This is a genomic window from Pseudomonadota bacterium, from assembly GCA_018817425.1.
GTDB lineage: Bacteria > Desulfobacterota > Desulfobacteria > Desulfobacterales > RPRI01 > RPRI01.
The window spans coordinates 46,357-71,380 of sequence record JAHITX010000058.1 but is presented as its reverse complement, the minus strand read 5'-3'; the positions used below and the strand labels follow the sequence as shown (position 1 = coordinate 71,380).

At 38.0% G+C, this 25,024-nt stretch carries 18 protein-coding genes and 1 pseudogene; 12 read left to right on the top strand and 7 right to left on the bottom strand.

Features of this window, described 5'->3' with window-relative positions:
- Positions 1-58: 58 nt before the first annotated feature.
- Positions 59-594: pseudogene (locus KKC46_10435) on the bottom strand (hypothetical protein).
- 51 nt (positions 595-645) lie between these two features.
- Here KKC46_10435 and KKC46_10430 point away from each other — a divergent pair.
- The 4 genes from KKC46_10430 to KKC46_10415 all read left to right on the top strand — a co-directional run bounded on the left by KKC46_10430 (position 646) and on the right by KKC46_10415 (position 5,843).
- A complete protein-coding gene (locus KKC46_10430) occupies positions 646-972 on the top strand; it encodes a hypothetical protein (GenBank protein MBU1054233.1) in 327 nt (108 codons plus the stop codon).
- Between the two features lie 1,090 nt (positions 973-2,062).
- Entirely contained in the window at positions 2,063-2,521 is a 459-nt protein-coding gene (locus tag KKC46_10425; protein ID MBU1054232.1) for a (2Fe-2S)-binding protein, read from the top strand.
- Between the two features lie 11 nt (positions 2,522-2,532).
- On the top strand, positions 2,533-4,851 hold the full coding sequence (locus tag KKC46_10420) for a xanthine dehydrogenase family protein molybdopterin-binding subunit (GenBank protein MBU1054231.1): 2,319 nt from the start codon (positions 2,533-2,535) through the stop codon (positions 4,849-4,851).
- Entirely contained in the window at positions 4,851-5,843 is a 993-nt protein-coding gene (locus KKC46_10415; GenBank protein MBU1054230.1) for a xanthine dehydrogenase family protein subunit M, read from the top strand. Before KKC46_10420 ends, KKC46_10415 begins: the two co-directional genes overlap by 1 nt.
- A gap of 291 nt (positions 5,844-6,134) precedes the next feature.
- Here the strand turns inward: KKC46_10415 and KKC46_10410 are convergent, their stop codons facing one another.
- Positions 6,135-6,749 carry a pyridoxamine 5'-phosphate oxidase family protein gene (locus KKC46_10410; GenBank protein ID MBU1054229.1) on the bottom strand — a complete coding sequence of 205 codons (615 nt, stop codon included), beginning with the start codon at positions 6,747-6,749 and terminating at the stop codon, positions 6,135-6,137.
- A complete protein-coding gene (locus KKC46_10405; GenBank protein MBU1054228.1) occupies positions 6,739-7,464 on the bottom strand; it encodes a 4Fe-4S dicluster domain-containing protein in 726 nt (241 codons plus the stop codon). Before KKC46_10405 ends, KKC46_10410 begins: the two co-directional genes overlap by 11 nt.
- A gap of 735 nt (positions 7,465-8,199) precedes the next feature.
- Here KKC46_10405 and KKC46_10400 point away from each other — a divergent pair.
- Positions 8,200-9,747, top strand: a complete 1,548-nt coding sequence (locus KKC46_10400) for an AMP-binding protein (GenBank protein MBU1054227.1) — start codon at positions 8,200-8,202, stop codon at positions 9,745-9,747.
- A gap of 185 nt (positions 9,748-9,932) precedes the next feature.
- On the opposite strand, the gene KKC46_10395 is transcribed toward KKC46_10400, so the two are convergent.
- Positions 9,933-10,973, bottom strand: a complete 1,041-nt coding sequence (locus KKC46_10395) for a VPLPA-CTERM sorting domain-containing protein (protein ID MBU1054226.1) — start codon at positions 10,971-10,973, stop codon at positions 9,933-9,935.
- 540 nt (positions 10,974-11,513) lie between these two features.
- Between KKC46_10395 and KKC46_10390 the strand changes: the two genes are divergently transcribed.
- The 6 genes from KKC46_10390 (at position 11,514) to KKC46_10365 (ending at position 18,319) form a co-directional block, all read left to right on the top strand.
- Positions 11,514-11,669, top strand: a complete 156-nt coding sequence (locus tag KKC46_10390; GenBank protein MBU1054225.1) for a response regulator — start codon at positions 11,514-11,516, stop codon at positions 11,667-11,669.
- A 193-nt stretch (positions 11,670-11,862) separates the two neighbouring features.
- Entirely contained in the window at positions 11,863-14,370 is a 2,508-nt protein-coding gene (locus KKC46_10385; protein MBU1054224.1) for a DNA internalization-related competence protein ComEC/Rec2, read from the top strand.
- A gap of 64 nt (positions 14,371-14,434) precedes the next feature.
- A complete protein-coding gene (locus KKC46_10380) occupies positions 14,435-15,217 on the top strand; it encodes a TIGR02757 family protein (protein ID MBU1054223.1) in 783 nt (260 codons plus the stop codon).
- Positions 15,218-15,341: 124 nt separating this feature from the next.
- On the top strand, positions 15,342-15,995 hold the full coding sequence (locus tag KKC46_10375) for a hypothetical protein (protein MBU1054222.1): 654 nt from the start codon (positions 15,342-15,344) through the stop codon (positions 15,993-15,995).
- A gap of 45 nt (positions 15,996-16,040) precedes the next feature.
- Positions 16,041-17,477 (top strand): hypothetical protein, encoded by a 1,437-nt coding sequence (locus tag KKC46_10370; protein ID MBU1054221.1) that lies wholly within the window; start codon positions 16,041-16,043, stop codon positions 17,475-17,477.
- A 107-nt stretch (positions 17,478-17,584) separates the two neighbouring features.
- Positions 17,585-18,319: a hypothetical protein gene (locus KKC46_10365; protein MBU1054220.1), complete on the top strand. Its 735-nt coding sequence runs from the start codon at positions 17,585-17,587 to the stop codon at positions 18,317-18,319.
- A 207-nt stretch (positions 18,320-18,526) separates the two neighbouring features.
- Here the strand turns inward: KKC46_10365 and KKC46_10360 are convergent, their stop codons facing one another.
- From KKC46_10360 to KKC46_10350, 3 genes are all read right to left on the bottom strand, one after another.
- Positions 18,527-20,797 (bottom strand): response regulator, encoded by a 2,271-nt coding sequence (locus tag KKC46_10360; protein MBU1054219.1) that lies wholly within the window; start codon positions 20,795-20,797, stop codon positions 18,527-18,529.
- A 20-nt stretch (positions 20,798-20,817) separates the two neighbouring features.
- Positions 20,818-21,276, bottom strand: a complete 459-nt coding sequence (locus tag KKC46_10355; GenBank protein MBU1054218.1) for a YfiR family protein — start codon at positions 21,274-21,276, stop codon at positions 20,818-20,820.
- 138 nt (positions 21,277-21,414) lie between these two features.
- Positions 21,415-23,496, bottom strand: coding sequence for a TonB-dependent receptor (locus KKC46_10350; protein MBU1054217.1), 2,082 nt, complete (start codon positions 23,494-23,496; stop codon positions 21,415-21,417).
- A 1,102-nt stretch (positions 23,497-24,598) separates the two neighbouring features.
- Between KKC46_10350 and KKC46_10345 the strand changes: the two genes are divergently transcribed.
- Positions 24,599-24,982, top strand: a complete 384-nt coding sequence (locus tag KKC46_10345; GenBank protein ID MBU1054216.1) for a hypothetical protein — start codon at positions 24,599-24,601, stop codon at positions 24,980-24,982.
- Positions 24,983-25,024 lie beyond the last annotated feature (42 nt).

Genomic DNA, 25,024 nt, shown 5'->3' with positions numbered 1-25,024 from the left:
ACAGAGCCGCTCAATATGTCTATCGCTGATCAATCTGTGGTCAATCCAGCTGAAGCTCTTAGGGACTTTGCGCAACCGGCTCGGTAAAATCACATGCTTTACAATCATAATTTTCTCCTTTTCCGTTAAATTGACAGGACATAACGTCCTGACCCAATTGTTGCATACGGCGCAGAGTTTTCCTATGTCATCTTGTAACGCAGAACCGGCAAATTGAGAAATTAACCCTATAATAACAGCTGGCTGAATGATTAAGGAATCTTGTAACGTATTGTTCGTAAAATAGCTGTTATCCTTATTTATTTCAGAATGTTGCGCATTTAAGCGATCTTGTAACGCATTTTGTTTGTTTGAAAAACTCCGTTTCCAATAGCCCGGATGCTGCTTTCTCCATTCCTGTACCCGCAGGGTATTTAAAGGACCTTTAAAGTAGTTTTTGTTCTCAGGTTTCTGAAGCCATTTTTGTTGACCTGCCGCCTTGGCTTTCTTACGACACTCAGGGTTTTTACAATACCTTTGCCGGTTGCGATTCCTGCAATCAGGCACAAATAAACGCTTGCAGTTACGGCATCTTATCTTTTTTACCATTCCCATTCAAATAGCACCTCCCAAACAGGCTCAACTATTTATGAATGGGCATGTTTTGTGAAGATAAAATTGAAGAAAATAACCGGAAGAAAAATAAAGAAAAGGTTTTATAAATATATTGTTTTGGAAGAAAAAGAAATCGAAGAAAATTACAGTTTAACTCCGGGGATTGAATTACATTTTAAAGTCGGCCCTGACAAAAATTGCTGGATGCTTTGTTTCAGGAAGTTATTCAATAAAAAAACAGCATTAATATTTTTCAAAACTGCCTTACCATTGGAACCTCTGCCCCTACCAACAAGAATAGTAAAATATTATGGGCTGGGAGTAAAGGTTGACACAGTAGCATCCCTTGTGGCTGAAGCAATAGTGAAGAAGAGATAAATCCATTCTGATCAAGACTTAGCAGTTACTGCTAAGATGTCTTTGGATAGGGATGATTTTATAAACATATACTGTTCTAAGGCAAGCATATCCGAAATAATTGTGCACACCCTTTGAAAATAATCCCTCAATCAGAACTAAATACATCAATATATTGAACACTATCACCGCATACTCAATATATTGAGATTAAAAATACAATATATTGAGTAATTTTATATGCATTTTAATAATATGCTGATATTATATTATTAATTCATTTGGCCTGATGTTTGCATTATAATAAATTTAAAATAAAACGAAGACACAATATGAAATAACTTACACTTATCTGATGGATGCTTTTCGGTATTTATTTAAACGGAGATAATATCATGTTTCGATTTTTTGGTTTTACCTGAGTAACTATAAAAAAACTACCCGTGTTGGTAGGCGCAAGGTAAGAACGAAAGATCATGTCTATATTTTTTAATTGACTAATGTTTTTTCCTTTGATGGTTTCCTTTCTTCTTTACTTCTGCGCATCATAATACTTTACGAGGCATTTGAATAACGTTCCCTTTTGCTCGATTAGCGCAACTGGTTTAGCTCTTATGTTACACTTCATACCATTAAAGTATGTCTTTGTTATCTATGTTAATACACGAAGTGTATTATAGAGCTATCTCCAAATTCTCAAGGTGTTTCTGCGGTAGATTAATTGACTTCCTTGAATCCAATCGAAATCGAACGTTCTTCAAAGCTATCTTTTATCCAGAACCTACTTAAATCATAAAAGATGATCCCGTAAAAAGTCGGAAAATGCCCGTTTCGTCATGCCGGACCCGATCCGGCATCCAGTATAATTCAATATGTTCTGGATACCGGCTTTCGCCGGTATGACGGTTCGGGGACTTGTTACGACTTTGTCATATAAAGTGTTCTGTTTAAAGTATAGCGCTTAGACTTCACTGTCGTTTCATGTGTGACATGAGTCCAGCAGAGTGATCAGTAATGAAAGGAGGTGGCACAATGAGTATCTGAAGATTTATGCTGATGGTTAAATTAAAGATTAATAATTCTTAATAGATAGAATAGAAAGGATATTATCATGAAACAAGTGATAGAACTAAAAGTAAATGGGGGATCTTATGAGGTAGCTGTAGATCCACACAGAACCTTACTTGAAGTATTAAGAGACAGTATTGGGTTTACCGGATCAAAAGAGGGTTGTGATCACGGGGCCTGCGGGGCCTGTACGGTAATCATAGACGGAAAAGCTGTTCTTGCCTGTCTTACCCTTGCCATAGGTGCTCATGGTAAAGAGATTACTACCGTTGAAGGGATGTCAAAGGAAGGAAAACTTACTCCATTGCAGCAGAATTTTGTGGATCACGGAGCGCTTCAATGCGGTTTTTGCACTCCGGGAATGCTTATGTCCGCCAAGGCATTGCTTGATGAAAATCCAAAACCGACTATGGATGAAATTAAAGACGGCATTTCAGGGAATCTGTGCCGCTGTACCGGATACACTAAAATATTAGAGGCTATTGCGGTAACTGCAAAATAAAGGAGGTTAAGATGGAAAATTACTCAGTAGTAGGAAAACGTCTTCCCAGAATTGATGCGATTTCAAAAGTTACGGGAGACTGCAAATATACAGGTGATCTCAGCCTTCCCGGTATGCTGTACGGAAAAGTGTTGAGAAGCACCATGTCCCATGCCAAAATTTTAAATATAGACACATCCAAAGCAAAAAGACTTTCGGGAGTCATGGCCATTGCTACCGGAAAGGATATAACCAATGTTGGTCATGGATTTGTAAGAGCAAGTCCCGCTCCTGCATTTTTAAGGGACAAACATTCATTTGCCAAGGAAAAAGTGCGTTTTATCGGTGATGAGATAGCAGCCGTTGCTGCTATTGATGAGGATATTGCAATGGAAGCCCTTGATTTGATCAAGGTCGATTATGAAGAACTTCCCGCTTATTTTACATGTGAAGATGCCATGGCACCCGGAGCTGTCAGAATTCACGATCATGCTGAAAACAATATCTCTATTGTAGTATCCTTTCATCTCGGCAATGTTGAAGAAGGATTTGCGAAGTCTGATTTTGTGTTTGAAGATAAGTTTACTACCGGAGCTATCCTTCCCGCATATATTGAGCCGCATTCGGCGGTTGCCGACTTTTCTCCGTCGGGAGATGTTACTCTGTGGCTGAGTACCCAGACCCCGTTTTATGACAGGACGAATATTGCCGAAACTCTCGGAATGCCCGAAAGTAAAGTAAGAGTAATAAAACCTCCGGTAGGCGGCGGATTTGGAGGAAAGACGGAAACGCAGACTCTTTTTGCAGCTTCAGCCATACTTTCAAGAAAGTCGGGAAGACCTGTAAAAACTATCTCTACAAGAGAAGAAGAATTCTGCGCCACGGGACATCGCCATGCAGTTTCTGCAAATCATAAGATAGGAGTTAAAAAAGACGGAACCATAATGGCTGTGGATTCCAAATTCTTTATAAACGGAGGAGCATATAACAGCCACTCAGCAATAAGCATATTTATCATGGGAACCCTTCAGAACGGGCCTTATAATATGGGCAGTTTCAGATATGAAGGAACAAGAGTCTATACCAACAGACAAGTTGCAGGCGGCATGAGAGGGCATGGAGGCATTCAACCGCGATTTGTAGTTGAATCCATGATGGATATGGTAGCCGAAGGTCTGGGCATGGATCCTATCGAAATAAGAAAGAAAAATGCTGTAAAGGCGGGACAGACAACTATAAGCAAATTTAAAATAAGAAGTTGCGGTCATAATGAAGCTTTGGATGTAACTGCAAAAGAAATCGGATGGAAAGATAAGTGGAAAAAAATGCCGGATGGAAAAGGTGTGGGTCTGGCCTCTATGTTCTTTGCTTCAGGCGCGGCTTTCTCCTTTTTCTATGACAACCCGCCTTCTTTTTCGGGTGTAAGGATACAGGCGGATGGCGATGGTACTTTTATCCTGTTCACAGGGGCATCCGACATAGGCCAGGGTTCGGATACCGTGATTGCACAGATTGCAGCAGAAGAACTTGGAGTGGGTCTGGACAAGATCAGAATTGTTGCTGCCGATACTACCCTAACCCCTGTTGATCTCGGAAGTTATTCGAGCAGGGTAACGGTTTTTGCAGGAAACGCCTCCAAAATGGCTGCTCATAATATGAAAATAAAACTCTTTGAAACAGCTTCAAAATTATTGGAAGCAAATAAAGCCGATCTTGAGGCAAAAGATGAAAAAATTTATGTTAAAGGCTCTCCTGAAAAAGGTGTTTCCATCTCTGAAACAATTACGGCTTATTTTAAAGAACACAAAGAAAATCTGATCAGCACAGGCGACTATGTTCCTCCCAAGGATGTTGGCGGAGAAATGAGGCTTGACCTGGGTGCAGTAAATATATCTCCGACATTTAGTTTTGGAACACACGCTGCTGAAGTGGAAGTGGATAAAGAAACCGGCCAGGTTAAAATTAAAAAGATAGCGGCAAGTCATGACTGCGGCATCGCATTAAACCCGATGGCGGTTGAAGGACAAATCGAAGGTTCCGTTCAAATGGGATTAGGCCAGGCAATGTTTGAAGATTACAGGATGGAAAAAGGCTGGTCTATGACAAACTCTTTTGTTGATTACAAAATGGCTACAGCCAAAGATATGCCCGATGTTAAATCAATAATTGTGGAAACCGTTGATACGGAAGGGCCTTTCGGAGCCAAGGAAGCAGGAGAAGGAGCAATTGTCGCCTGTGTTCCTGCTGTTACAAATGCAATTTATTATGCTACGGGAATAAAAGTAAGAGATATTCCCGTAACACCGGAAAAAATTTTGAAGGCTCTTGAAGAAAAGAAAGGAGGAAAATAATGAGGCTGCCGAGATTTGAATATATGGAACCAAAGAATGTAAAAGAGATAACCAAGCTTCTTAAAAATAACAAGGATGCGATTATAGTTGCCGGTGGAACGGATATTCTGCCGAAAATGAAACAAAGAATCGTAACACCCAAATATGTAATAAATACAATAAATATAAATGAGCTAAAAGCTATTGAGTTTGGTGAGAAAAAAGGGCTTACCTTAGGATCACTTACCACACTTGACGCAATTTCAAAATCCAAACCTATATTAGAGAAATTTACAGCTCTTGCCCAGGCTGCCGGAAGAGTGGCAAGCACACAGATAAGAAACATGGGCACAATAGGAGGCAATATAAGCATTGAGTCCATGTGCATGTACTATAACCAGACTCACGAATGGCGTAAAGGAAGGCCTCATTTATGCTTCAAGCTCGGAGGAGACAGGTGCTTTGTTGCAAAAGGCTCAAAGGAATGCCTTGCCCTTTTCCAGGCGGATACTCCTCCAGCCTTAATTGCTCTTGATGCAAAAGTAACGATAGTAGGCAGTACCGGCAAAGAGAAGGTTATTGATATTGAGGATTTTTATACCGGCAAAAGTAAAAAAGTAAATATTCTTAAGCAGACGGATTTTGTAAAAGATATCGTTATACCCACACCTCCCAAAGGTACGGGGAGCGCATATCTGAAGATGGCACAACGTGAAGCTATAGATTATCCTGTTGCAGGAGCGGCTGCATGCATCAATGTATCGGGTGGTAAATGCAAAAGTGCAAGAATTGCAGTAACTGCTGTAGGATCAGGTCCGTTAAGGCTTAAGGATGCTGAAAATGTTCTTCAAGGTAACAGCATCACAGACGATCTTATAGAAAAAGCCGCCGATGCTGCTTATGAAAAGGTTCGTCCCATGCCTCATTTTAACGTATCCCCTTGGTATAAGCGTAAACTTATAAAGGTGCTTGTAAAAAGATCAAGCAAGCAGGCATGTGCCAACGCAAAGTAAATGATGGTTTTAAAACAAGATCGAACAAGGAAACAACCCCCTTAATCCCCCTTTTTTAAGGGGGAATGAATATTAAAGGAAGAGAAACGATATGATATCGAAAAAGAGATAAATGAAAATATTTATAATTCGAAATTCCTTGTTCGAAATTCTATATTCGTTTTTTCAAAAATACACTTAATAAATTAACATAGCGCATATTGTGTAAAATCCCGCCCTACATCTTATCTGCCATAGCTCTTCGGTATTTCATCAAACGTAGGGCGGCATTTTATATGCCGCCAGTAATGCTTATGGTATTACCCATGATGCATTTATGCGATTATCTTCCCAATGAAATTTTGCCCGGATGTGCCCTGTAAGTTTCAGCAACAGCCAGTCCATTTGATCAAACCGGCAGACAATGACAGCAAAATTTTTATAGGCTCCCGAATGGTCAAACAGTTTAAGTGCTTTATCACGGGCAAAATCCGGCAGACCTGAATCAGGTTTATTGGTGGGCGAGCCAGGCGCCATTTCGGTACAGTAGTTAATTTTATTGGTTTGGCGTAACTTCTTCCATTGAGATTCAGCTACGTCATTGTCAATATGAACGGTAGCGGTTCCGCAAAAACGCAGTTGCAGCCATTTTTTTGGATGATAGAACAACCAGCTCACATTGGGATTATCCCGTATCTGGGAAACTTTGGGAGATCTGGCATCACAAAAACATATCAATGTGCGTTCTTCTTCCGAAAATCTTCGCAGAATGACGGTTCGCACTTCCGGTTTGTTGCCGGCAACAGTAGTAAGGGCCGGTTTGTAAAAGGGATGCCGGAAATTTCTAACACCTTTGTGAAGTTCTTTCCAGCTTGATTTGAGAACATCATCTAATGTTGATATATCTTCCTTTTTTTTAAATATCATGCAAATTTCCTATCTTACGACCAAACGGGCAAGCCTTGATACAGATGCCGCAGATAGGTGCGCCGATATCAGGTAGTTTTGCATATTCTTCCATAAGTTTTTCAACACATCTGGAAAAATGTAAGGCTTCTTCCCTGTCTTTGTAATGGTCTGCTGTATTTACTCCTCTGATCGCCTGGACAGGGCAGGAATCGTGGCATAACATACAGCTTCCGCACCGGTTCTTCATAGGAGTATCGGCTGTTAGCGGTGCATCTGTTAGAACGGTTACAAGACGTACCCTGGAACCGAATTGAGGCGTTATAAGAAGTAGATTTTTTCCTTGCCAACCCAAGCCTGCCATTCTTGCCACAGCTTTGTGGCTGATTGCCGCATACCAGTTTTTACGATCAAGAATCTGGGATGCCGGTATAGGAAGGCTGAGGTATCCGTCTTTTTGAAGCAGCACAGAGGTGCGAAATGCAAGTTCATCTAAAATACTATTAGCGGTTTTGTATGTTGCACTGTAAACCGCTGTAGGTTTATCTGTAATTGTTTCAAATACCGCTACCGGCAACTGAATAGCAATTGAGACAGCATGTGTGAAGCCATCCAGTAAATCAGGCGGATTCACTTTTAGTTCTCTCAAGGGTTCCAAATCAGCCACTCCGACTAAATCGGCACCCCAATCGAGTATTTTGGATTTAATACGGTTTGTATATTCGTTTTGTTTCATATGTTTTCTTTATCTATGCTTGTTGAGGTACTATAGCAAAACCGCCAGTCTGCCGCATCAATTTTTTGATACATCACAAGTTAAGGATTATCGGCAGTCTTCACGATTTGGGCTGATTTTAAAGGATGATCCAAGCCCAAAGTAAGCTGGAATACCTTTTAGAGCAGTAACTGGTTCAAGTAACGATACCTCAATTCGATACTTTCCTCGCGGAAGAGTAATTGAACCTGCGCTACGACACACTATCCTCTCCGGGCCTGGTTGATCTAATGATACAGCAGCTGTTTCACAGTACGCATTTGTGCTGATTGATGAAACGATCAGGATAGCAACTACCCATAAAAGCATTAAGCGATAATAGTTTTGCATGATGTTCCTAACGATTTAATGACCGAACCAGTTTTTTAGGGTCGGTGAATTAACAGATGTACGCTTGGCTTAGACATGAATTTAAGGGATAAATGTCCCCTGTGTATTAATCCTGTTAATCTACAAAATCATTAACATAAACACTACCCAAAGACAAGGGCTTGTCCTGGATCTGATCTTAATCCTATCCAGTGGCGAAATTGTGAAATTCTATATAAAGTATGGCTTAATAGTAATAATATCGGTATGATAATCAGATATTCTAACTTCAATTGTCTTCCAATTATTTCCTTGACACCCAAGGCTGATCTTCTTATATCTTTCACATAAAAAGCATGTTCTTATCACCTGCCGGAGGAAATTAAAATGGTTATCGGGGATATTATTGACAGAAATCTTTGGAGATATCCGCAAAAGACTGCTGTATGTTTTGAAGATAAGAGATTAAGTTTTGAAGAAGTTGCAAAAAGGATATATGGTCTTGCTAATGCTTTACGAAGTTTAGGGCTGAAAAAAGAAGACAGGGTTGCATTTTTGTTTCCTCATAATATGATTGAAGCGCAGGAAATAGTACTTGCAGTTACAGCGGGTGCAATGATTATTATTCCCATAAATGCGCACTTTTCTGAAGATGAGATAATCCATTTAATTACAAGTTGTGGTGTTAAGGCAATATTTTTTGAGCAAACATACAGCCGGTTAATGGAATCAATCAAGCCATCTGTAAAAGAAGTTCAAATATTTATTTCCGTAGGAAAACCAAGCAACAATGATGCATATGATTACGAGACATTAATTTCTCAAAGTACTTATGAGCGGCCTGATGTGGCTGTTAAGGAAGAAGATATAGCGGCCTTGATACATACGAGCGGTACAACCGGTATGCCCAAGGAAGTAATATGGACGCATAAAAGCTGGCTGGCAGGTTCAAGAGATGTTGTTATCAAGTTTAAACTTTCCGAAAAAGACAATCTTTTGATATTTAGTCCGTATTTTCATATCCCGTTTTTCTGGTTTAATATGGCAATAAGTTATATGGGCGGAAGTCTTGTGTTTATAAAAAGACCTGACCCTGATCTTATATTAAATGCTATTGAAAAAGAAAAAATTACTGCTGTTTCACATTTTGTTTTAACTACACTTTTGCGGGTGTTGAACTATCCTGACTTGGATAAATATGATCACTCTTCAGTGCGTTGGTATATATATGGCGGTGCCCCAATGCCGTTTTCAATTTTAGAAAGAGCAATTCCAAAATTCGGCAATAAGTTTGTTCATCTTTATGGTTTTACCGAACTGGCAGGTTGTGCCACAGCTTTGCCGCCAAAAGATCACGTACTCAATGGAACAGAAAAAGAAAATCGTAGAATGTTATCGGTCGGAAAGGAAATGCCAAGCTGTGATATCAGAATAATTAATGATGAAGGTAAATTTGTTGAAAGCGGGATAGAAGGTGAACTGTTATACAGAGGTGATAATCTGATGCAGGGTTATTGGGGAAATCCTGAAGAAACGGCAAAGGTTTTAAAGGATGGATGGTTTCATTCAGGGGATATGGCTTATTTGGATGAAGATAATTATATCTATATCACCGGCAGGAAGAAAGATATTATTATAAGCGGAGGAGAAAATATTACGCCAAAGCAGGTAGAAGATATAATCTACAAACATCCTGCCGTTGAAATTGTAGCAGTAATCGGGGTGCCGGACCCTGAGTGGGGTGAAGCAGTAAAAGCGGTAATCGTTTTAAAAGAAGGCAAAAAAGCTACGGAAGATGAAATAATAAAGCTATGCAAAGACAACCTGGCTCGTTATAAGGCTCCAAAGTCCGTTGATTTTATAGATAGTATGCCTTTAACGCATACCGGAAAAATACAGAAATGGGAGCTAAAGGATCGTTTTATGAAAAAGTGAAATAATAGATAGTTGTCAGAATTGAGGATTACAGATATTCAAGATGTGAATCTAATAGCTCTAATATCGATCTGCCCGGTGCGGACCCGCATGCCTGAACTTAAGACGCCCTTTAAGCAAAAACTCCAGTTTGCTAAAAGAAAATATAGCAAACTGGAGTTCTAATTTTAATATATTTTAAATGTTTACAGATTTTTCTTTCGGTGGTTTCTCCTAAAACCAACAAGTCCGATTAAACCGGAACCAAAGAGCCAAACAGCACCCGGAATCGGAATCACAGCAGCATCAATCGTGCCTTTCAAATCAAGAGTATTCGCACTGAATTTCACATAGCCCATTCCTCCGTCTGCTCCGCTGGAATATGCAGCCGGATCATTTGAATAAGGCTGAGTGCCCAATCCACCGCCATATCCGCCCAGAGCCTGAATCAGCGCGTTCTCGCCAAGGGTTATGGCATTTGCAAAAAGTTCCATATTGCCGCCGCTTCCACCACCACCGGCTCCGGCGTAGGCCAAGGCTGTTGCGTATGACCAACCGCCATTGGCGCCATTTGCCAGAATTGCTCCTACTATATCGATATTACCTATAGTGGATATCTGAATAGCGCCACCGCCACCGCCACCATATCCACCGCTATACCATCCAAACTTATAAATCGCACTACCGCCACCGCCGCCTGAACCTCCGGCTAAGTTTTGCGGATAAGATACAGCCGGCCCGGCATATCCCTTGCCGCTTTCCGTACTGTATTTTGTTGCCTGATTGCCGGGAATTGCATTACCAGCTCCACCGGCAGAATAACCTCCTCCACCTCCACCAGGTCCACCTCCATTACTTCCCACAGGAGTATTTCCATTTCCGCCGACTCCTCCGTTGTATGCTCCCGGCCCTCCCGTCTGTTTCGGATTATTTGGCACATTTACAATTACATTAGTGGCCGTTGCAGAAACGTCAATTACTCCGTTTATATTCACATTTCCTGTTGCTGCAAAATAAACCGGGGTGTTTGATGTATTTCGGTTGAATTTCACAGTTACACCTGCAGGTATGTTTATAGTAGTAAAATTGAAGATGCCATCAGCAGGCAGGTCCAAAGTAACAAGCGAACCCACCGGATTAAAAGCTCCATCAGAACCGTCGGATATAATTAGTGCGGCAAATGCTGTTGCATTTATAATTAAAAACACAGATATTAAAGATATTAATATTTTCAAAAATTTTTTCATAATATTGTCTCCAAATTTTAAACATAGTATTGCTATTAAACATTGAAAGCACATATCAAGCATCAGATGTGCCAACAACAATTATTTTATATAATATTTATAAAGTCTTTGTAAATACAGTAAAATATTCGTTAGGTATTTCTCAAGATTACACGAATCATTTTTGCATATTCATGATTGTAAACTATTCCGACACCAGACTGCATAGTTATATATAATTTCATATAATTAAGTCGTTAAAACAAGTATTAAAAATAATATAGTTTTCATATTGTCAATATGTTAAATAATTAATGTAAAGATTTCCGACACCGTACTGCATAATTATATATAATTACACATAACCAAGTCGTTAAAACAAGTATTAATAATATAATAATTCTAATATTGTCAATATTTTAAATAATTAATGTAAAGATTTCCGACACATTTATAAAATATATTATTTGAAAATTCTATTAAAAAAGAAATAACCATTGGAAAATATGTTTAATATCTATTTTAAAAGCCTGAAAATCGGCTGAAAATTTAACCCGCCAGATATTAGCCTTTTTAAAAGATTTTGGCTATCAGGTTTTTGAAGCTTCCAATGGAAAAGAAGCACTTGAACTTGTTAAAGATAGACATATTTCAGCAGATCTTCTGATAACAGATTTGGTTATGCCGGAGATGAACGGAAATCATCCCAGGCATTAACTTTAAAACCTGAATTTTTCACTTGCACCTACAATGTTACCTGTTATATTCTTTGGTAATTTTTAAATCTTACTAACTGCATTCGCTGTCCTGGATTGAACCAGCTAAAAATGATGATGTTTTCAGCATTTTTACAGTTTCATCAAGAATGATGGAACCATTATGATTTGACATTTTTTAAAGGTCTTAGTGTATGACCGACAATATCTATTATCGCCCTATTATCCCGCTTTTGGTATCTTTGATAACAGGCATATCATGCGGCCTCCTTTTGCCAGGCTATAGCTTATGGGCATATCTTTTTACAGTTTCTTGTTTTGTATTTCTACTCATAAAAATTATAAGAAAAAAATCAACCGTTATTCTTCCGATCATTCTGTTTATCTTTCTTGGATACCTTTCAATCCAGCCCTGGCTTTATAACAAACTTTCTCCTTCCCACATATCTTATTATGCCGACAGTGCCCCTATAAATATATCCGGCCAGGTAATTGAGAGCCCTGAAATCAAAAACAACAGACTTTCATTTGTGTTACTTGTAAAAGAGATAGAAGATAACAGGAAAATTGTTTCCGTATCGGGAATGATAAACGTCAAGGTATTCAAAAATATTTCTGATATATCGATAGGTGACAAAGTTTGGTTTAAAAGCAAAATCAGATCCATAAGAAATTTTAATAACCCAGGAAGTTTTGATTATAAAAGGTATATGAGCTTTAAAGGTATAAGCGGTACTGCTTATGTTGCCGGAGATAAGATAAGAATAGAAAAAGAAGAGGAGAATATATCAGGAAAGCGGCTTATCGAAAATGCGCGTAAAAAGTTTTCAATATTAATCGATAAATCCGTTCCTGCCGCAGAAGCCGGAGTTTTAAAAGCGCTTATAATAGGAGATAAAAACTTTATTTCCAGACAAATACGTGAGGATTTCAACCGTACCGGAACAAGCCATGTATTGGCTATTTCAGGTCTTCATATCGGAATTGTTGCAGCTGTAAGCTTTCTGCTTTTTAAGACTATACTTTCTTATTTTAATTTTTTTCTTTGGAATGCATGGACAAAAAAGGGCGCTGCAATTTTATCCTTGTTTCCTGTAATACTTTACGGGCTGATTGCAGGAATGTCGCCTTCAACTCAGAGGGCGGTTATTATGGTTTCGGTTTTTCTTGTAAGCTTTTTTATAGAAAAGGATCAGGATGCAATAAATACTCTTGCTGTTGCTGCATTGCTGATACTTGCTTTTTATCCCCCCACTCTTTTTATGATATCTTTTCAACTTTCTTTTATATCGGTTTTTTTTATTATTCTTGGAATGAATTATACGATTTACAGGAAAAACAAAAAAAGTGAATATGATAAAGGCTGGCTTTCCGGCATAAAAAGAAAAACCGCTGCTTTTTTTCTTGTTTCATTCTTTGCGATAATAGGCACTTTACCTCTTGTAATGTATTACTTTAATCAGATTTCATTAGTCGGTCTTTTTACAAATTGTATCGCCGTGCCATTGATCGGATTTGTGGCTGTACCTGCCGGGCTTCTTTCTTTTTGTATTTATCCCATAAGCAGCATTTTTTCTATGTGGCTTTTAAAGGCAGCTTCAGTAGTTTTGGAAATTGCTCTTGGCCTTATTAAATATTTTGCAGATTTGCCTTTTGCAGCTCTTAAAACCATTACACCAAGTGTTTTTGAAATAGTCTGGTACTATTTACTTTTATTTACGCTTTTTGTGATTTTAAAAAGAATCTTAATAAGAAAAGAAACTATAAAAAGCAGCGGTATCCTTGAATCAATCAGATTAAGAGCGCCTTTATTTGCATTAATATTTCTGATAATTGCAGGATACGCCGATTCATGGTACTGGCTTGATAAAAGATTTTTCCACAAGGATTTGAAAGTTACGGTTATTGATGTAGGCCAGGGGACTTCTTCTCTTCTTGAACTTCCGGGCGGCTATAATGTTCTTGTTGACGGAGGCGGATTTTCAGATAATTCAGTATTTGACGTGGGGCGTTATATATTAGCTCCTTTTTTGTGGAAAAAGAAAATAAATACTGTGGATACCCTTGTTCTTTCGCATACTGACAGTGATCATTTAAACGGCCTTTTATATATTGCCGAGAATTTTCATGTAAAAGAAATATGGTTTAATGGTGAAGCAAAGAATAGTCTTGGGTATAATAATTTTCTTGAGATTATAAAAAAGAAAAATATCAAAATGCAGGATTATAACGATATAAATAAAGAAAGAACCATAAACGGGGTGATGTTTAAAATACTGTATCCTGAAGCAGAATTTATGGAGAAAAAAGATATATGGAGAAAAGGTGACAACAGTTCACTTGTTTTAAAAACAGTATTTGGCACAAAATCGTTTCTCTTTACAGGAGATATAAAGGCCAAAGGAGAAGCTGGCCTTATAAGAGCTGCCGATGGATTACTTGAAAGTACTGTTGTCATCGTACCTCACCACGGAAGTCAAACTTCCAGCTCACAAAAGTTTATTGATAAAGTAAATCCGGAAATTGCTATTATATCAGCTGGCTGGAAAAACAGATATAATTTCCCGCATCCGGTGATACTTGATAGATATGAAAAAAGAATGTGTAATATATACCGCACAGATGAAAGCGGAGCTATAGAAATGTCAACAGATGGGAAAGAATTGAAGATAACGCCATCAATTGGTAAAGTAGAATCATAATGCTTGTGAAATATTTACAACTGCAAAGTTCATTTACGCTAGCAAGGCAAAGAAATTGAGCGATATGAAAAATGTACTTGAAGATCTTTATTGCAGATATAACAAAAGAGAATATGTGCATCCTGATCCTCTCGAGTTTCTCTATAATTACAGTGAAATCAAGGATAGAGAAATTGCAGGATTTATTGCTTCATCGCTTGCATATGGAAGGGTTGCACAGATTTTAAAAAGTGTTTCTTCCGTTCTCGATAAAATGGGGTCTTCTCCTTACTCATTTTTAGTAAATTCAAAACCAACAGTTATTAAAAAAACTTTTAAAGGTTTCAAGCACAGGTTTGCTGATGATAAAAATCTCTATGCTGCATTGACCGGCTTAAAATATATTCTTATGGAGTACGGGTCATTGTACGAGTGTTTCTTAAAAGGAATAAAAGATAATGATGAAACCATCCTTGGCAGTATGGAATTTTTTGCAAAAAAAATTGTTTCAGGTTGCAATGCCAGCCCTGGGCATCTTGTTCCGGTAGTGGAAAAAGGCAGCGCCTGCAAGAGACTTCATCTTTTTTTGCGCTGGATGATCCGAAAAGATAATGTTGATCCGGGAGGTTGGGATATGATACCAACTTCAATGCTTATTATCCCGCTTGATGTTCACATGCACAAAATTGGGCGCCTGCTTGGTTTTACAAACAGAAAACAAGCAAATATTGTAACGGCTCTTGAAATTACTTCCGGTTTCAAAAAGATTATGCCGGATGATCCTGTAAAATATGATTTTACGCTAACACGTTTTGGGATAAGAGATGATATGGATATTGACAGCTTATTGAAAGAATGCCATTTTTAGCCAACAAGACAAAGCAAGGGGGCCGATATGACAATAGATCGCATGGTTTTGGCTTTTGCCGGAAGTTTCATTCTAATCGGAAGAAAAAATAAACCTTCAGAGCCAAAAATCGGAGTATACAAGGATGAATGAATTGCCAATTAATAAAATTAAAGTTGCCTTTATTATTATATCTTTTTTTTGCATTTTCAGAGTATCTGCGGCATGGCCTTTTACTTTTTCCGAATATGAAAAAGAAGATAGTTCCGAAATTGCTGCTGAAAATATTTCCGATGATTTAAAAAATGAACTTAAATGTCTTAAAAATAAAAAAATTGCTGTTATGGTCGGTGAAGAGGTTATCGAAGGCAGGTATAAAATAAAATCAAGCTCAAGCAGCCACCTTGCAGAAGCATTGAACGAACAGTTAAATCAACTTGGCTTAAAAACATATACGCCTGAAGAAATTAACAGCCAGATAGTAAAAGCCGAACAGGAAGCTTTTCTATCAAATGATATTGATGCAGCAGCAAGTGCCGCAACGAGGCTGAGCGCAAAATATTTTTTAAAAGGTTTGATATCAACAAGAACACAAAAAAATCCCGTAATCGGTATCGATGAAATCTTTCTTACTCTTAGCCTGACAGTTGTTGACGAAAAAGGAAGAAATCTGGCTTCAGGTATGTTAAGTGATGCGGTTTTTTCAGACTCTAATACTACAGCTACCGCACTTAAACTGGTCAGAACAAACTCAGCCGGTTTAATATCGGATCTTTTCAAAGAGGTTTGCAGTAAATAAGAAAAAATCAAGAATCAGAATATTAAATTATTGTGGGGGTACAACTTGAAAATAAAACCTTTATATGCCGGAACAAAAACATTAAAAGATGTATTAACGCCGAATTTAAAGATTAACTTTTTTTTATTTTTTATTCTTTTATCTTACATATTTTTTTTCAACCAAAACCAGGTAATGGCGGCAGATAAAACTGAAGCGAATACAATAATCGTATCCGCCGAAGGTCTTGCCGATCCCAATGCCGATATATACAAAAGTGATAAAGGCTTGATGATAGACGATCTGCGCCGTGATGCCAGAAGACAGGTTGTTGAAAAAGCTGTAGGCACATATGTTGACAGCTCAACTCTTGTTGAAAATTACATGCTGATAAATGATAAAATTCTTACCAAAAGCAAGGGGTTGATAAAGCGGATAATAAAAGAGACATCTCCCACACTTGGTGAAGACGGTCTCATGCACATGTTTATCAAGGCAGAAGTTTTTCTAAGTGATGTTAAAAGCGCCATAAAAACCATGTCTAAAGAAAACCGCCTTAGTCTTATTAAAGAAAGCGGTAATCCTACAATATCGGTTGCAGTGCTTGTAAGGGACTCAAAACGTGGTTCCGACACTCCTCCTGAAGCATCTCAAATTGCCGAAAATGTACTTAAAGAGCATTTCGTTAAATTCGGTTACAGGGTATGGTCTGAAGATTATACAAAAATGCTTCGTGGTGAACTTGCCAAAACAGACTCCAAACGGCGGATTGCCGATTTTTCGGTAATAGGTGAAGCAAAATTTAAAGCAAACTCGATAAGACTGAAAGCATCCGGCATTACACTGACAAAACATATTCTCACATCATGGACGGTAAAATGCATCAACAACCATACCGGAGAAGAAATCTATTTTAACAACAAGGTACCGAAAAAACAGAGCTGGACTGATGAGGATGAAGCTATCCAGGCTATAGGAACTTTGATCGGACATGAATTTTCCGAAGATTTTTTTAATGACCATCTTTCCAAACCTTCACAAATCATGCAGGTGCAACTTACCGGTTTGCCTGATTATGATACAGGAGTATTATTAAAAAAGGAGCTTATCGGACTCAGACCTATATTAAATGTCGATTTCAGAAACTTTAATGCGCAAGGTTTATCGTATTATGAGATCGAATTTGCCGGAAACAGCAGCAATATTGCCCAGATAATAAATGCCAATGTCTTAAAACCCATAAATGCTAAGTTAGGCGTTAAGGCGTTCAAGCTTACTTCCCATCACGGAAATGTAGCAAATATTACGGTAAATATGGGTGAAAAACCGGAAGCTATCCGGAAAAAATTAAAAACCATGCCCCCGGCCTCGCTTTCGGCATCCAGTCCGGAAAGAATCAAAGCGGTTGTAAAAGATCCAAAGATAATGGAAAAGATTACAGAAATGAACCCTGATTTGGGTAAGAATAAAAATACCGGAACATCAGATATTGCCGATTTTTAGTTTTATAATTAAAAATTTTGTAAGTTAAATCTTAATATAAAGTTAATAAAGGAGAATAAAGAATGAGAAAAATTTTGTGCTTTGCCATAGCTGTGTTTTTTGTTTCAATGATGATCTTTTTATCAGGGTGCGTGCCGTCTGCAACCGGCGGTTCGGTTTTTCAGCAGGCCAATGCCGAAGCTGACGCAGTTATATATCAGCCTGTTGACTACACGAACAAATCAAAAAAAGGACCAACACTAATAGTATTGCCTGGACAGATAAAAAGTAGTAATGCCACTTTTATTCAGAAGGTAACCTCAAACAATATAGCGGATTTTGCCGAGTTGGAACTGGGCAATGCCAATTTTATGGTTCTTGAACGTTCTGATTTAGGCCCCATGTTAAATGAGATCAACCTTGCTGTAAATATGGGTGATGCAACCGCTTTAAATAAATTTAAACGTGGTAAATTTAAATCAACCAAATGGTTCATCAAATTTGATATTTTAAAAGCTGAACACGTTGCAGACACTACTTCAGGATTTTCAGGGCAAGCTATAGGAAGTATTTTTGATACAGTAGTAGGCGGAAAAGCCGGTAATATCGGTGAAACCGTATTGTCCTCAAGCAAAACAGGCGATGCTGCCGGAATGTGGCTTGTCGGTCTGCGTTACAAAATAATGGATGCTTCAACTTCCGAACAAGTAGCTACCGGCTATATAGAGAAAAAAATGGATACCGGCAAAAAAGCGGTTTCCATGTTAGGTGTATCAGGTTCGGCTGCAAAATTGGTTACGGTAGATACTATTGTTCACCGGCTTGTCCAGGAAGCAGTTGCTGAAATTGATATGAAAAAATAACATATCGAATCTAAAATTGATTAAAATCCTTACGGTCGAAGCTCCCGGATGCTTGCATCTGGGAGCTTCAATTTTGATTCGCAATTTACCGACTCTTTTTATACTTACTTTTTAATTTTGCAAATGCGGTTACTCTGTGTTGCATGGTTTTTGAGTTTGATGGATTTATTTTATAGTTACAGAATCCGATTATTATGAAATAGCCTGTCAGGTCAATTTAAAATCAAGAGCCTCTCTTACTGCCTTTGCGATTTCTTTTATGCGATATGGTTTTTTCACATATGCGCAGGCACCAAGTTTTAAAGCTTGCTTTACCCTTTCTGTTTCAGAAAATCCGCTGCATATTATGATCTTCTGGGTAGGATTGCTTTCAAGAATTCTTGTGCATGTTTCCAAACCGTCAATTCCTGGCTCCATGATCATGTCAAGCAGAATGATATCGGGTGTATTGTTTTGAAGATATTCTAATGCTTTTTCTCCACTTGAGACAACGTCTAAGCTATAGCCAAGATATCCAAGCAGATTGGAAGCAACATCCTGCTGTTCTTTTACATCATCAACAACAAGAATATTTTCTGAGCCATAATAGGATTTTAGTGAATAATCTTTAGCTTCGATTTTTATAAAATCTCTGGTTACAGGAAAGTAAATATCAAATCGACTGCCTCCCTCTTCCCTGTTTGTAATATCTATATAAGCTTTGTGATCTTCAACGGTACCCCTGACTACGGTCATGCCGAGGCCTGTCCCACTTCTTCCCATCTTCTTTTTTGTGTAAAAAGGTTCAAAGATTTTTGATCTGTCTTCAGCACTAATTCCAATTCCTGTATCCGATACGCTAAGAACCACATAATCGCCTCCGGGAATATTTTGGAACCCTTCGTAAGGCTGATCTAAATGATGGTTTTGTGTAGTTACAAGCACTTCTCCTTTTCCATCTTGAATTGACTCACTGCCGTTTGCCATAAGATTCATCAGGACTTTTGTAATATGGAAAAAAGAACCCCGGTTATTAAGAAGTTCAGGATCAAGGTTCAATTTATATTTGATATTGGAATGATATTCTATCATTTTTTCGTACTCAGGAGTTTTTAAATATTCCTCTACTATGTTATTGAGGTTAGTCACTTCTTCTACAGTAACTCCTCTTCTTGCAAGCGTTAGGAGATCCTGCACTATAGCTGCGGCTTTTTCACCGGATTTCATTATCTGCAAAAGAGGCTCTGCCATAGGACTTTCCGGAGGCATATCAAGAAGAAGCAATTCAGGATATCCGACCAGGCCTCCAAGGATATTGTTCAGATCATGTGCTACTCCGCCGACAAGAGTACCGATAGCCTCCATTTTTTGGGCCTGCTGAAGCTGCGTCTCAATGCGTTTTCTATTTGTAATATCTCTTGCAAAAGCGCAACAATATTCCTGGCCTTTAAAACGGACATAATTAAAATTTGCTTCAATAGGAAAGATTATTCCTGTTTTGTCGCGCATCACGGATTCCCTGGTAACAACTTGTTTATTCTTAAGATCTGTCCAGTGGGCGTTCCATGTATCACTGTTAAAATTAGGAACAATAAAATTTACACTATTTAATTTAAACTCATTACTTGTATATCCCAAAGATGCGCATGCCACATTATTGGCATAAATATATTGTCCTTCGGGGTCAACCCAGAAGGCCATGTCTCCCATATAATCAACCACATAATTTGTAAACAAAAGAGCATTATCTCTTTCCTGAATTTGTGCGAGCATATTGTTGAATCCGTCATAAAGTGTGCCCAGTTCATCTGAATATTTGGTATCTACACGGACAGAGTAGTCTTTTTCCGCAGATACCTTTTCCATTGTATTCGAAAGTTTCAGTATAGGATCCGATATGGTTTTTTGAAGTTTAATGGAAAGAAAATATGTTAGAACAGCGCAAATGCATAAAATCCCGGTGCAGAAATATATATTCCATAATATTTGTGAATAAAGGCTTGCCATGTTTGCGCACACATAGATACTACCCTGATATTCTTTCTCAAAATTAATTGCTACAAACATACAAAGATGTTTTTTGTAAAGCATATATGAAGCGCCCATATAGTTGGACCACTTTGAGTCAAGCGCTAAAAACTTATTATATTTCAAAAATTTCTCGGAGTCGGTTTTCTCTGTTATCTTGTTTTCGGGAAAATATTCTGCAAATAATTTCCCGTTTCCGTCAACAATGCAGGCATAACTGATATCAGGCTCTGTTTTAAGGGCGGATAATGTTTCTGCGGCAGACTTCTGATCATTAAATATAATGGCTGCTTTACTGTTGATTCCGATAGTATTTGCAAGAGTTGATAATTTAGCAATTGCTGCGCGCCTGGATGAGATAATATTGGCTGAAATAAAACCAATAGATGCCACAAATAGAGAAATTATGCTTATAAACATAATAATGGCTATCAGTTTGTTTTTTATCGACAGATCCTTAAGTAATTGCATATCAACCTATATTTCAAATATTAATGTTTAATTTTTCGTGCCAGCGACAAAAGATCCGACCTTATTTTAAGATTGGACTCTTCTGCTGCCTTTAAGTTAATATCAAAACGTATTTTATTTTCCATTCTTACAAACCCAATTATGCCGCCTTTTTCTATAAAATTATTCATATCGCTTACAGTAAGTATGTCACTGTTTTTTAAGGTATTTAATATTGTGATAAGATTATTTTCCTCAGAAGCACTTATGAAAATAACATGACAGCCATTAATTCGTTTTGTATTTGACAAAATTCTGACACGAAGTTTTTTGCCCTTTACGGTTTTATCCTCAATAGCCATAAGTTCTTTAATAACACGATCATCGCCAAATATTCCTATTACGAACGGCTGATCTGTTGTATCATTACCGGCTGATGCAGGCCATTCAACAAATTTGGCGAAATTATAAATAAAGGCTGCCTTCAGCTTGGATTCCATGGATAAATATTCCGATGAATAACTCCATGATCTTGGAATTATAATAGATATCATAGGAACCATGATAATCCAGCATATACATTTTATTATCCGATGTGTCATATTATTAGCTGTGTTTACCTTATAATACGTATCCTGCTAAAAATGCCAAGTTACCTTAAAATAATATGCGCGTTCCACCTCAATATCAGAAGAATTCAGATATTCTTCTTTATATTCCTGGTGTTGGCTATCAAAAAGATTTTGCCCAACAATGGATAGTTCAAGGTTTTGAGTGGGCTTCCATCCAAGACGGGCATCTATCATACAATAGCTATCAATATCCAAATCCGAAACATCGTCCGTATAACGAAGCCATAGATCCAGTTCCAGATCCATGGGCAGATCCATGGCAGATCGAAAAGAGAGTTGATGCCTTGGGGCTGCGGTGTCAGGAGCATCAACTTCAGCTTTCGACAGGTTCATGTGCGAAAAGGAATAAGCAGGGTTTATTTTCCACCATAATACCGGCTTCCATTCTGCAGATACTTCTATACCATATGTGTGTCCATCAACATCGTTGTTAATATATACAGGCAACACGAGGTGAGGTGGAAGAGGAGAAGATTCAAAAAATGTAGCTGTATAATCATAATTGGATGATCTGAGATTTTCATATTCATTGTAGTATGCAGCGATATCAATTGAAATGGATTTGCTTATTTGATTACGATACCCGATTTCATAGGCATAAAGGGTCTCGGAATCAAAATCATCACCTGTAATATTTGATATAATCATTGGGAAACCGGATGTGTTTGGAAAAATGCCCGGGGGAAGTACCAACAGATTAGTGCGCGCATCATGTTCGGCTCTTGAAGGTGTTCTAACTGCCCTTGAAAATGATGCCCATATCGAGTTTTGTTTATCAGGGGTCCAGAGTGCCCGGATATTTGGCTGGAATTCAAAACCGCTATAATCATTGTGTTCAATCTTTGCGCCAAGAGTCAATCTAAGGTGATTTTCTACTATTGTAATATCATCCTGAACAAATGCGCTCAAAAGATCGTCTGTGCGACTATCCGGGTCAATAGATATAACAAAGGAAGATTTTGCATCATCGGTTGTAAGCCGATATCCAAGTCCCCATATAACTTCGTGTTTATCCCAAGGGGAAAACCGGTATTGAAAATCCAGATCGTATGTATCTCTTGTATCATGTAGTACGGTTTGCTGTAGTCTTGACCTGTCATAATATATCTGAAGCTTCAAATCCGATGTATTTGATAAAAACCGCTCCCAACTGAATAGAAAGTTTACACCATCGGATCTGGCTTTTTCATCAATATCTGTTGAATAGGGTGGAGACAAAGAAGCATTAGTGATTGTCTGGCCTTCATCAGCACGGTAGTGATTTCCCTCAAACATAAAAGAATCCGTAGCTGTTGGATTCCAATCCGTTCGAAATCCTAATGTATAAATATCCCAGTCATCTGCTGCGTCACGTCCTGATGATAATTTAGATTCATCCCTGTCTTGATATTTGCCAAAGATGCGGTAGTGAGCGTTTTCACCAAGCGAATCGCCAAAACGGAAATTACCGAATCCTCTCTCTTCCTTTCCGGCTCCGGCGCTGACAAGTCCACCGGTGGTCTCTTTGGAATTTTTGGTAATAATATTTATAACGCCATTTACTGCATTTGCTCCCCACAAAGCGGCGCCAGGGCCCCGGATTACTTCTATCCTGTCAATATCTTCAAGAAGAGTATCCTGTATGTCCCAGAAAACACCGGTATAAAGAGAAGAATATACTGAACGCCCATCCATCAATACAAGCAGCTTGTTTGCATATCGGCTGTTGAACCCACGTGAGGTTATGGCCCACTTGTTTGCATCAATTTTGGCAACCTGCAAACCCGGAGCCATACGCAAAGCTTCGGCAATGGATGTTACACCGGAGCGCCTGATATCTTCCTGTGTGATAACAAAAGCGGCTGCAGCCGTATTTGCTATTGTCTGGCTTTTTCTGGAACCCGTGGTAATTTCTATTTCCATCAGGTCCTGGATACTTAATTCGGTCAGGTCGGCAGAAGATTTTAATTCCGAATTGTATATGCCGGCAAAGACCATACCGGGCAAGAAAGATAAAAAAATACTTAGCAGAACCCCAATAATTTTATATTTTAATGAACTGCTTGCATAATTAACCATCTTCTTGAAGCAAAAGTAAATTTTTCGCATATAATATCCTTGCTATATCCCAAAGTAATAAACATTGCCCATTTATAATAAAATCATTCTTGAGAGCCACTTTCAAAACGTTTCAGCTTGGTCAAGCTCGAGGTGGGGGGGAAAATTTTAACCGCAGGAATACATGGAGTATTTCGAGGATTAAAATTTTCACCCAACGCAGAGATCGGCCGAAATGGGACGTTTTGAAACTGGCTCATTTGCTATAATAAGTTTTTGTTTTAAAAAGCAATTAATATGCCAGCAATATAAATTGGCAAGGTATATGTGTATAATTATTTAAAATCGCAAGATAACGAGCCAATTTCAAAACGTTTCAGTTTAGTCAAGCTCAAGGCGGGAAAAAATTTCAAACACAGGAATACATTGAGTATTTAGAGGATAGCGCTGATGGTTAGCGCTATGCTTCACTACGTGTCACTTCTTGCGAAATTTGAGCCCAACGCAAAGATCGGCCAAATAAGGCGTTTTAAAACTGGCTCTAACGTTATAGTTTTTTGCAAAGCTGTAAAAAGATACTCGACAAAGACTATGAAAATAAAAAATAAAACAACAACGCGCCAAACAATTGACACTTTACAGATAAAACAATGGAGTATAGAATCTATATTTCTTTGTTGATATGTTGTTTTTAATTATCAAGCGGATGGATTTTTTTAATTTTATATATACGATGAATATGAGATAAAGATAATCGGGAAAAATTTATAACTACAAGAAGAAAAACTAATGCTGATTGTTAGTATATTTTTTTATTAATATTTGCAAATATTTTGCAAATATTTTGTTGATAACATTGTCAAAAAAAGGTAGGATTTTATTTCTATTTAATTTACTTTTTATCGGAAGAGTAAATTAAGGTGTTTTGTTCTGCCTGAAAGGGTTACTAAAATTATGTTTGTTCGACTTTCCCACATCAACAAACTATCGAGCCACTTTCAAAGCGTTTCAGTTTGGTCAAGCTCAAGGCGGGAGAAATTATCAACCCCTAAATATGTATTAGCTTATAATTATATAAAGATAACAAATTATAAATGATCAATACCTATTATTGGATTTCTGTTGAAACAGATAATTTCAAGGAGGGGAAGTCATGAAAATGAACAAAATGAAATTTGGCGGAAAAGATTTGATTGTTGACGATATCTTAAATGGTATAAGTCGTGATGTATTATATTCTTTATCTTTCGAACAACTGGCAGAAATTAAAAAAGCTGTTGAACAAAATTTGCCGAAAAAGATACAACATTCAATCGATGTGCATTTTTCCATCCCTCTTTTATTTAAACGGTTCTATTTTGTTTTTTCTTCAGGGCCGGATAATCGTGGTAACAAAAAACCTCCTGAAGAAATAGCTAACCTTCGTGTTAAGACTCAGCCAGGTGATGCAGCAATTGTTGTCGCAGGTTTTTTATGTATGTCCGCTTTCATAGGCACTATACTCTATAAGATCTTTCAAATAATACCCGTTCGTTAATTTTGCTATATAAGAAAAGACCCGAAAAGGGCTAAAACCTCT

What these genes read in the sequence shown, in the direction of transcription:
- KKC46_10425 (MBU1054232.1), top strand. Translation starts at nt 2,063, where the DNA reads ATGAAACAAGTGATAGAACTAAAAGTAAATGGGGGATCTTATGAGGTA.
- KKC46_10420 (MBU1054231.1), top strand. Translation starts at nt 2,533, where the DNA reads ATGGAAAATTACTCAGTAGTAGGAAAACGTCTTCCCAGAATTGATGCG.
- KKC46_10415 (MBU1054230.1), top strand. Translation starts at nt 4,851, where the DNA reads ATGAGGCTGCCGAGATTTGAATATATGGAACCAAAGAATGTAAAAGAG.
- KKC46_10410 (MBU1054229.1), bottom strand. Translation starts at nt 6,749, where the DNA reads ATGATATTTAAAAAAAAGGAAGATATATCAACATTAGATGATGTTCTC.
- KKC46_10405 (MBU1054228.1), bottom strand. Translation starts at nt 7,464, where the DNA reads ATGAAACAAAACGAATATACAAACCGTATTAAATCCAAAATACTCGAT.
- KKC46_10400 (MBU1054227.1), top strand. Translation starts at nt 8,200, where the DNA reads ATGGTTATCGGGGATATTATTGACAGAAATCTTTGGAGATATCCGCAA.
- KKC46_10395 (MBU1054226.1), bottom strand. Translation starts at nt 10,973, where the DNA reads ATGAAAAAATTTTTGAAAATATTAATATCTTTAATATCTGTGTTTTTA.
- KKC46_10385 (MBU1054224.1), top strand. Translation starts at nt 11,863, where the DNA reads ATGACCGACAATATCTATTATCGCCCTATTATCCCGCTTTTGGTATCT.
- KKC46_10380 (MBU1054223.1), top strand. Translation starts at nt 14,435, where the DNA reads ATGAAAAATGTACTTGAAGATCTTTATTGCAGATATAACAAAAGAGAA.
- KKC46_10375 (MBU1054222.1), top strand. Translation starts at nt 15,342, where the DNA reads ATGAATGAATTGCCAATTAATAAAATTAAAGTTGCCTTTATTATTATA.
- KKC46_10365 (MBU1054220.1), top strand. Translation starts at nt 17,585, where the DNA reads ATGATGATCTTTTTATCAGGGTGCGTGCCGTCTGCAACCGGCGGTTCG.
- KKC46_10360 (MBU1054219.1), bottom strand. Translation starts at nt 20,797, where the DNA reads ATGCAATTACTTAAGGATCTGTCGATAAAAAACAAACTGATAGCCATT.
- KKC46_10355 (MBU1054218.1), bottom strand. Translation starts at nt 21,276, where the DNA reads ATGGAATCCAAGCTGAAGGCAGCCTTTATTTATAATTTCGCCAAATTT.
- KKC46_10350 (MBU1054217.1), bottom strand. Translation starts at nt 23,496, where the DNA reads ATGCGAAAAATTTACTTTTGCTTCAAGAAGATGGTTAATTATGCAAGC.
- KKC46_10345 (MBU1054216.1), top strand. Translation starts at nt 24,599, where the DNA reads ATGAAAATGAACAAAATGAAATTTGGCGGAAAAGATTTGATTGTTGAC.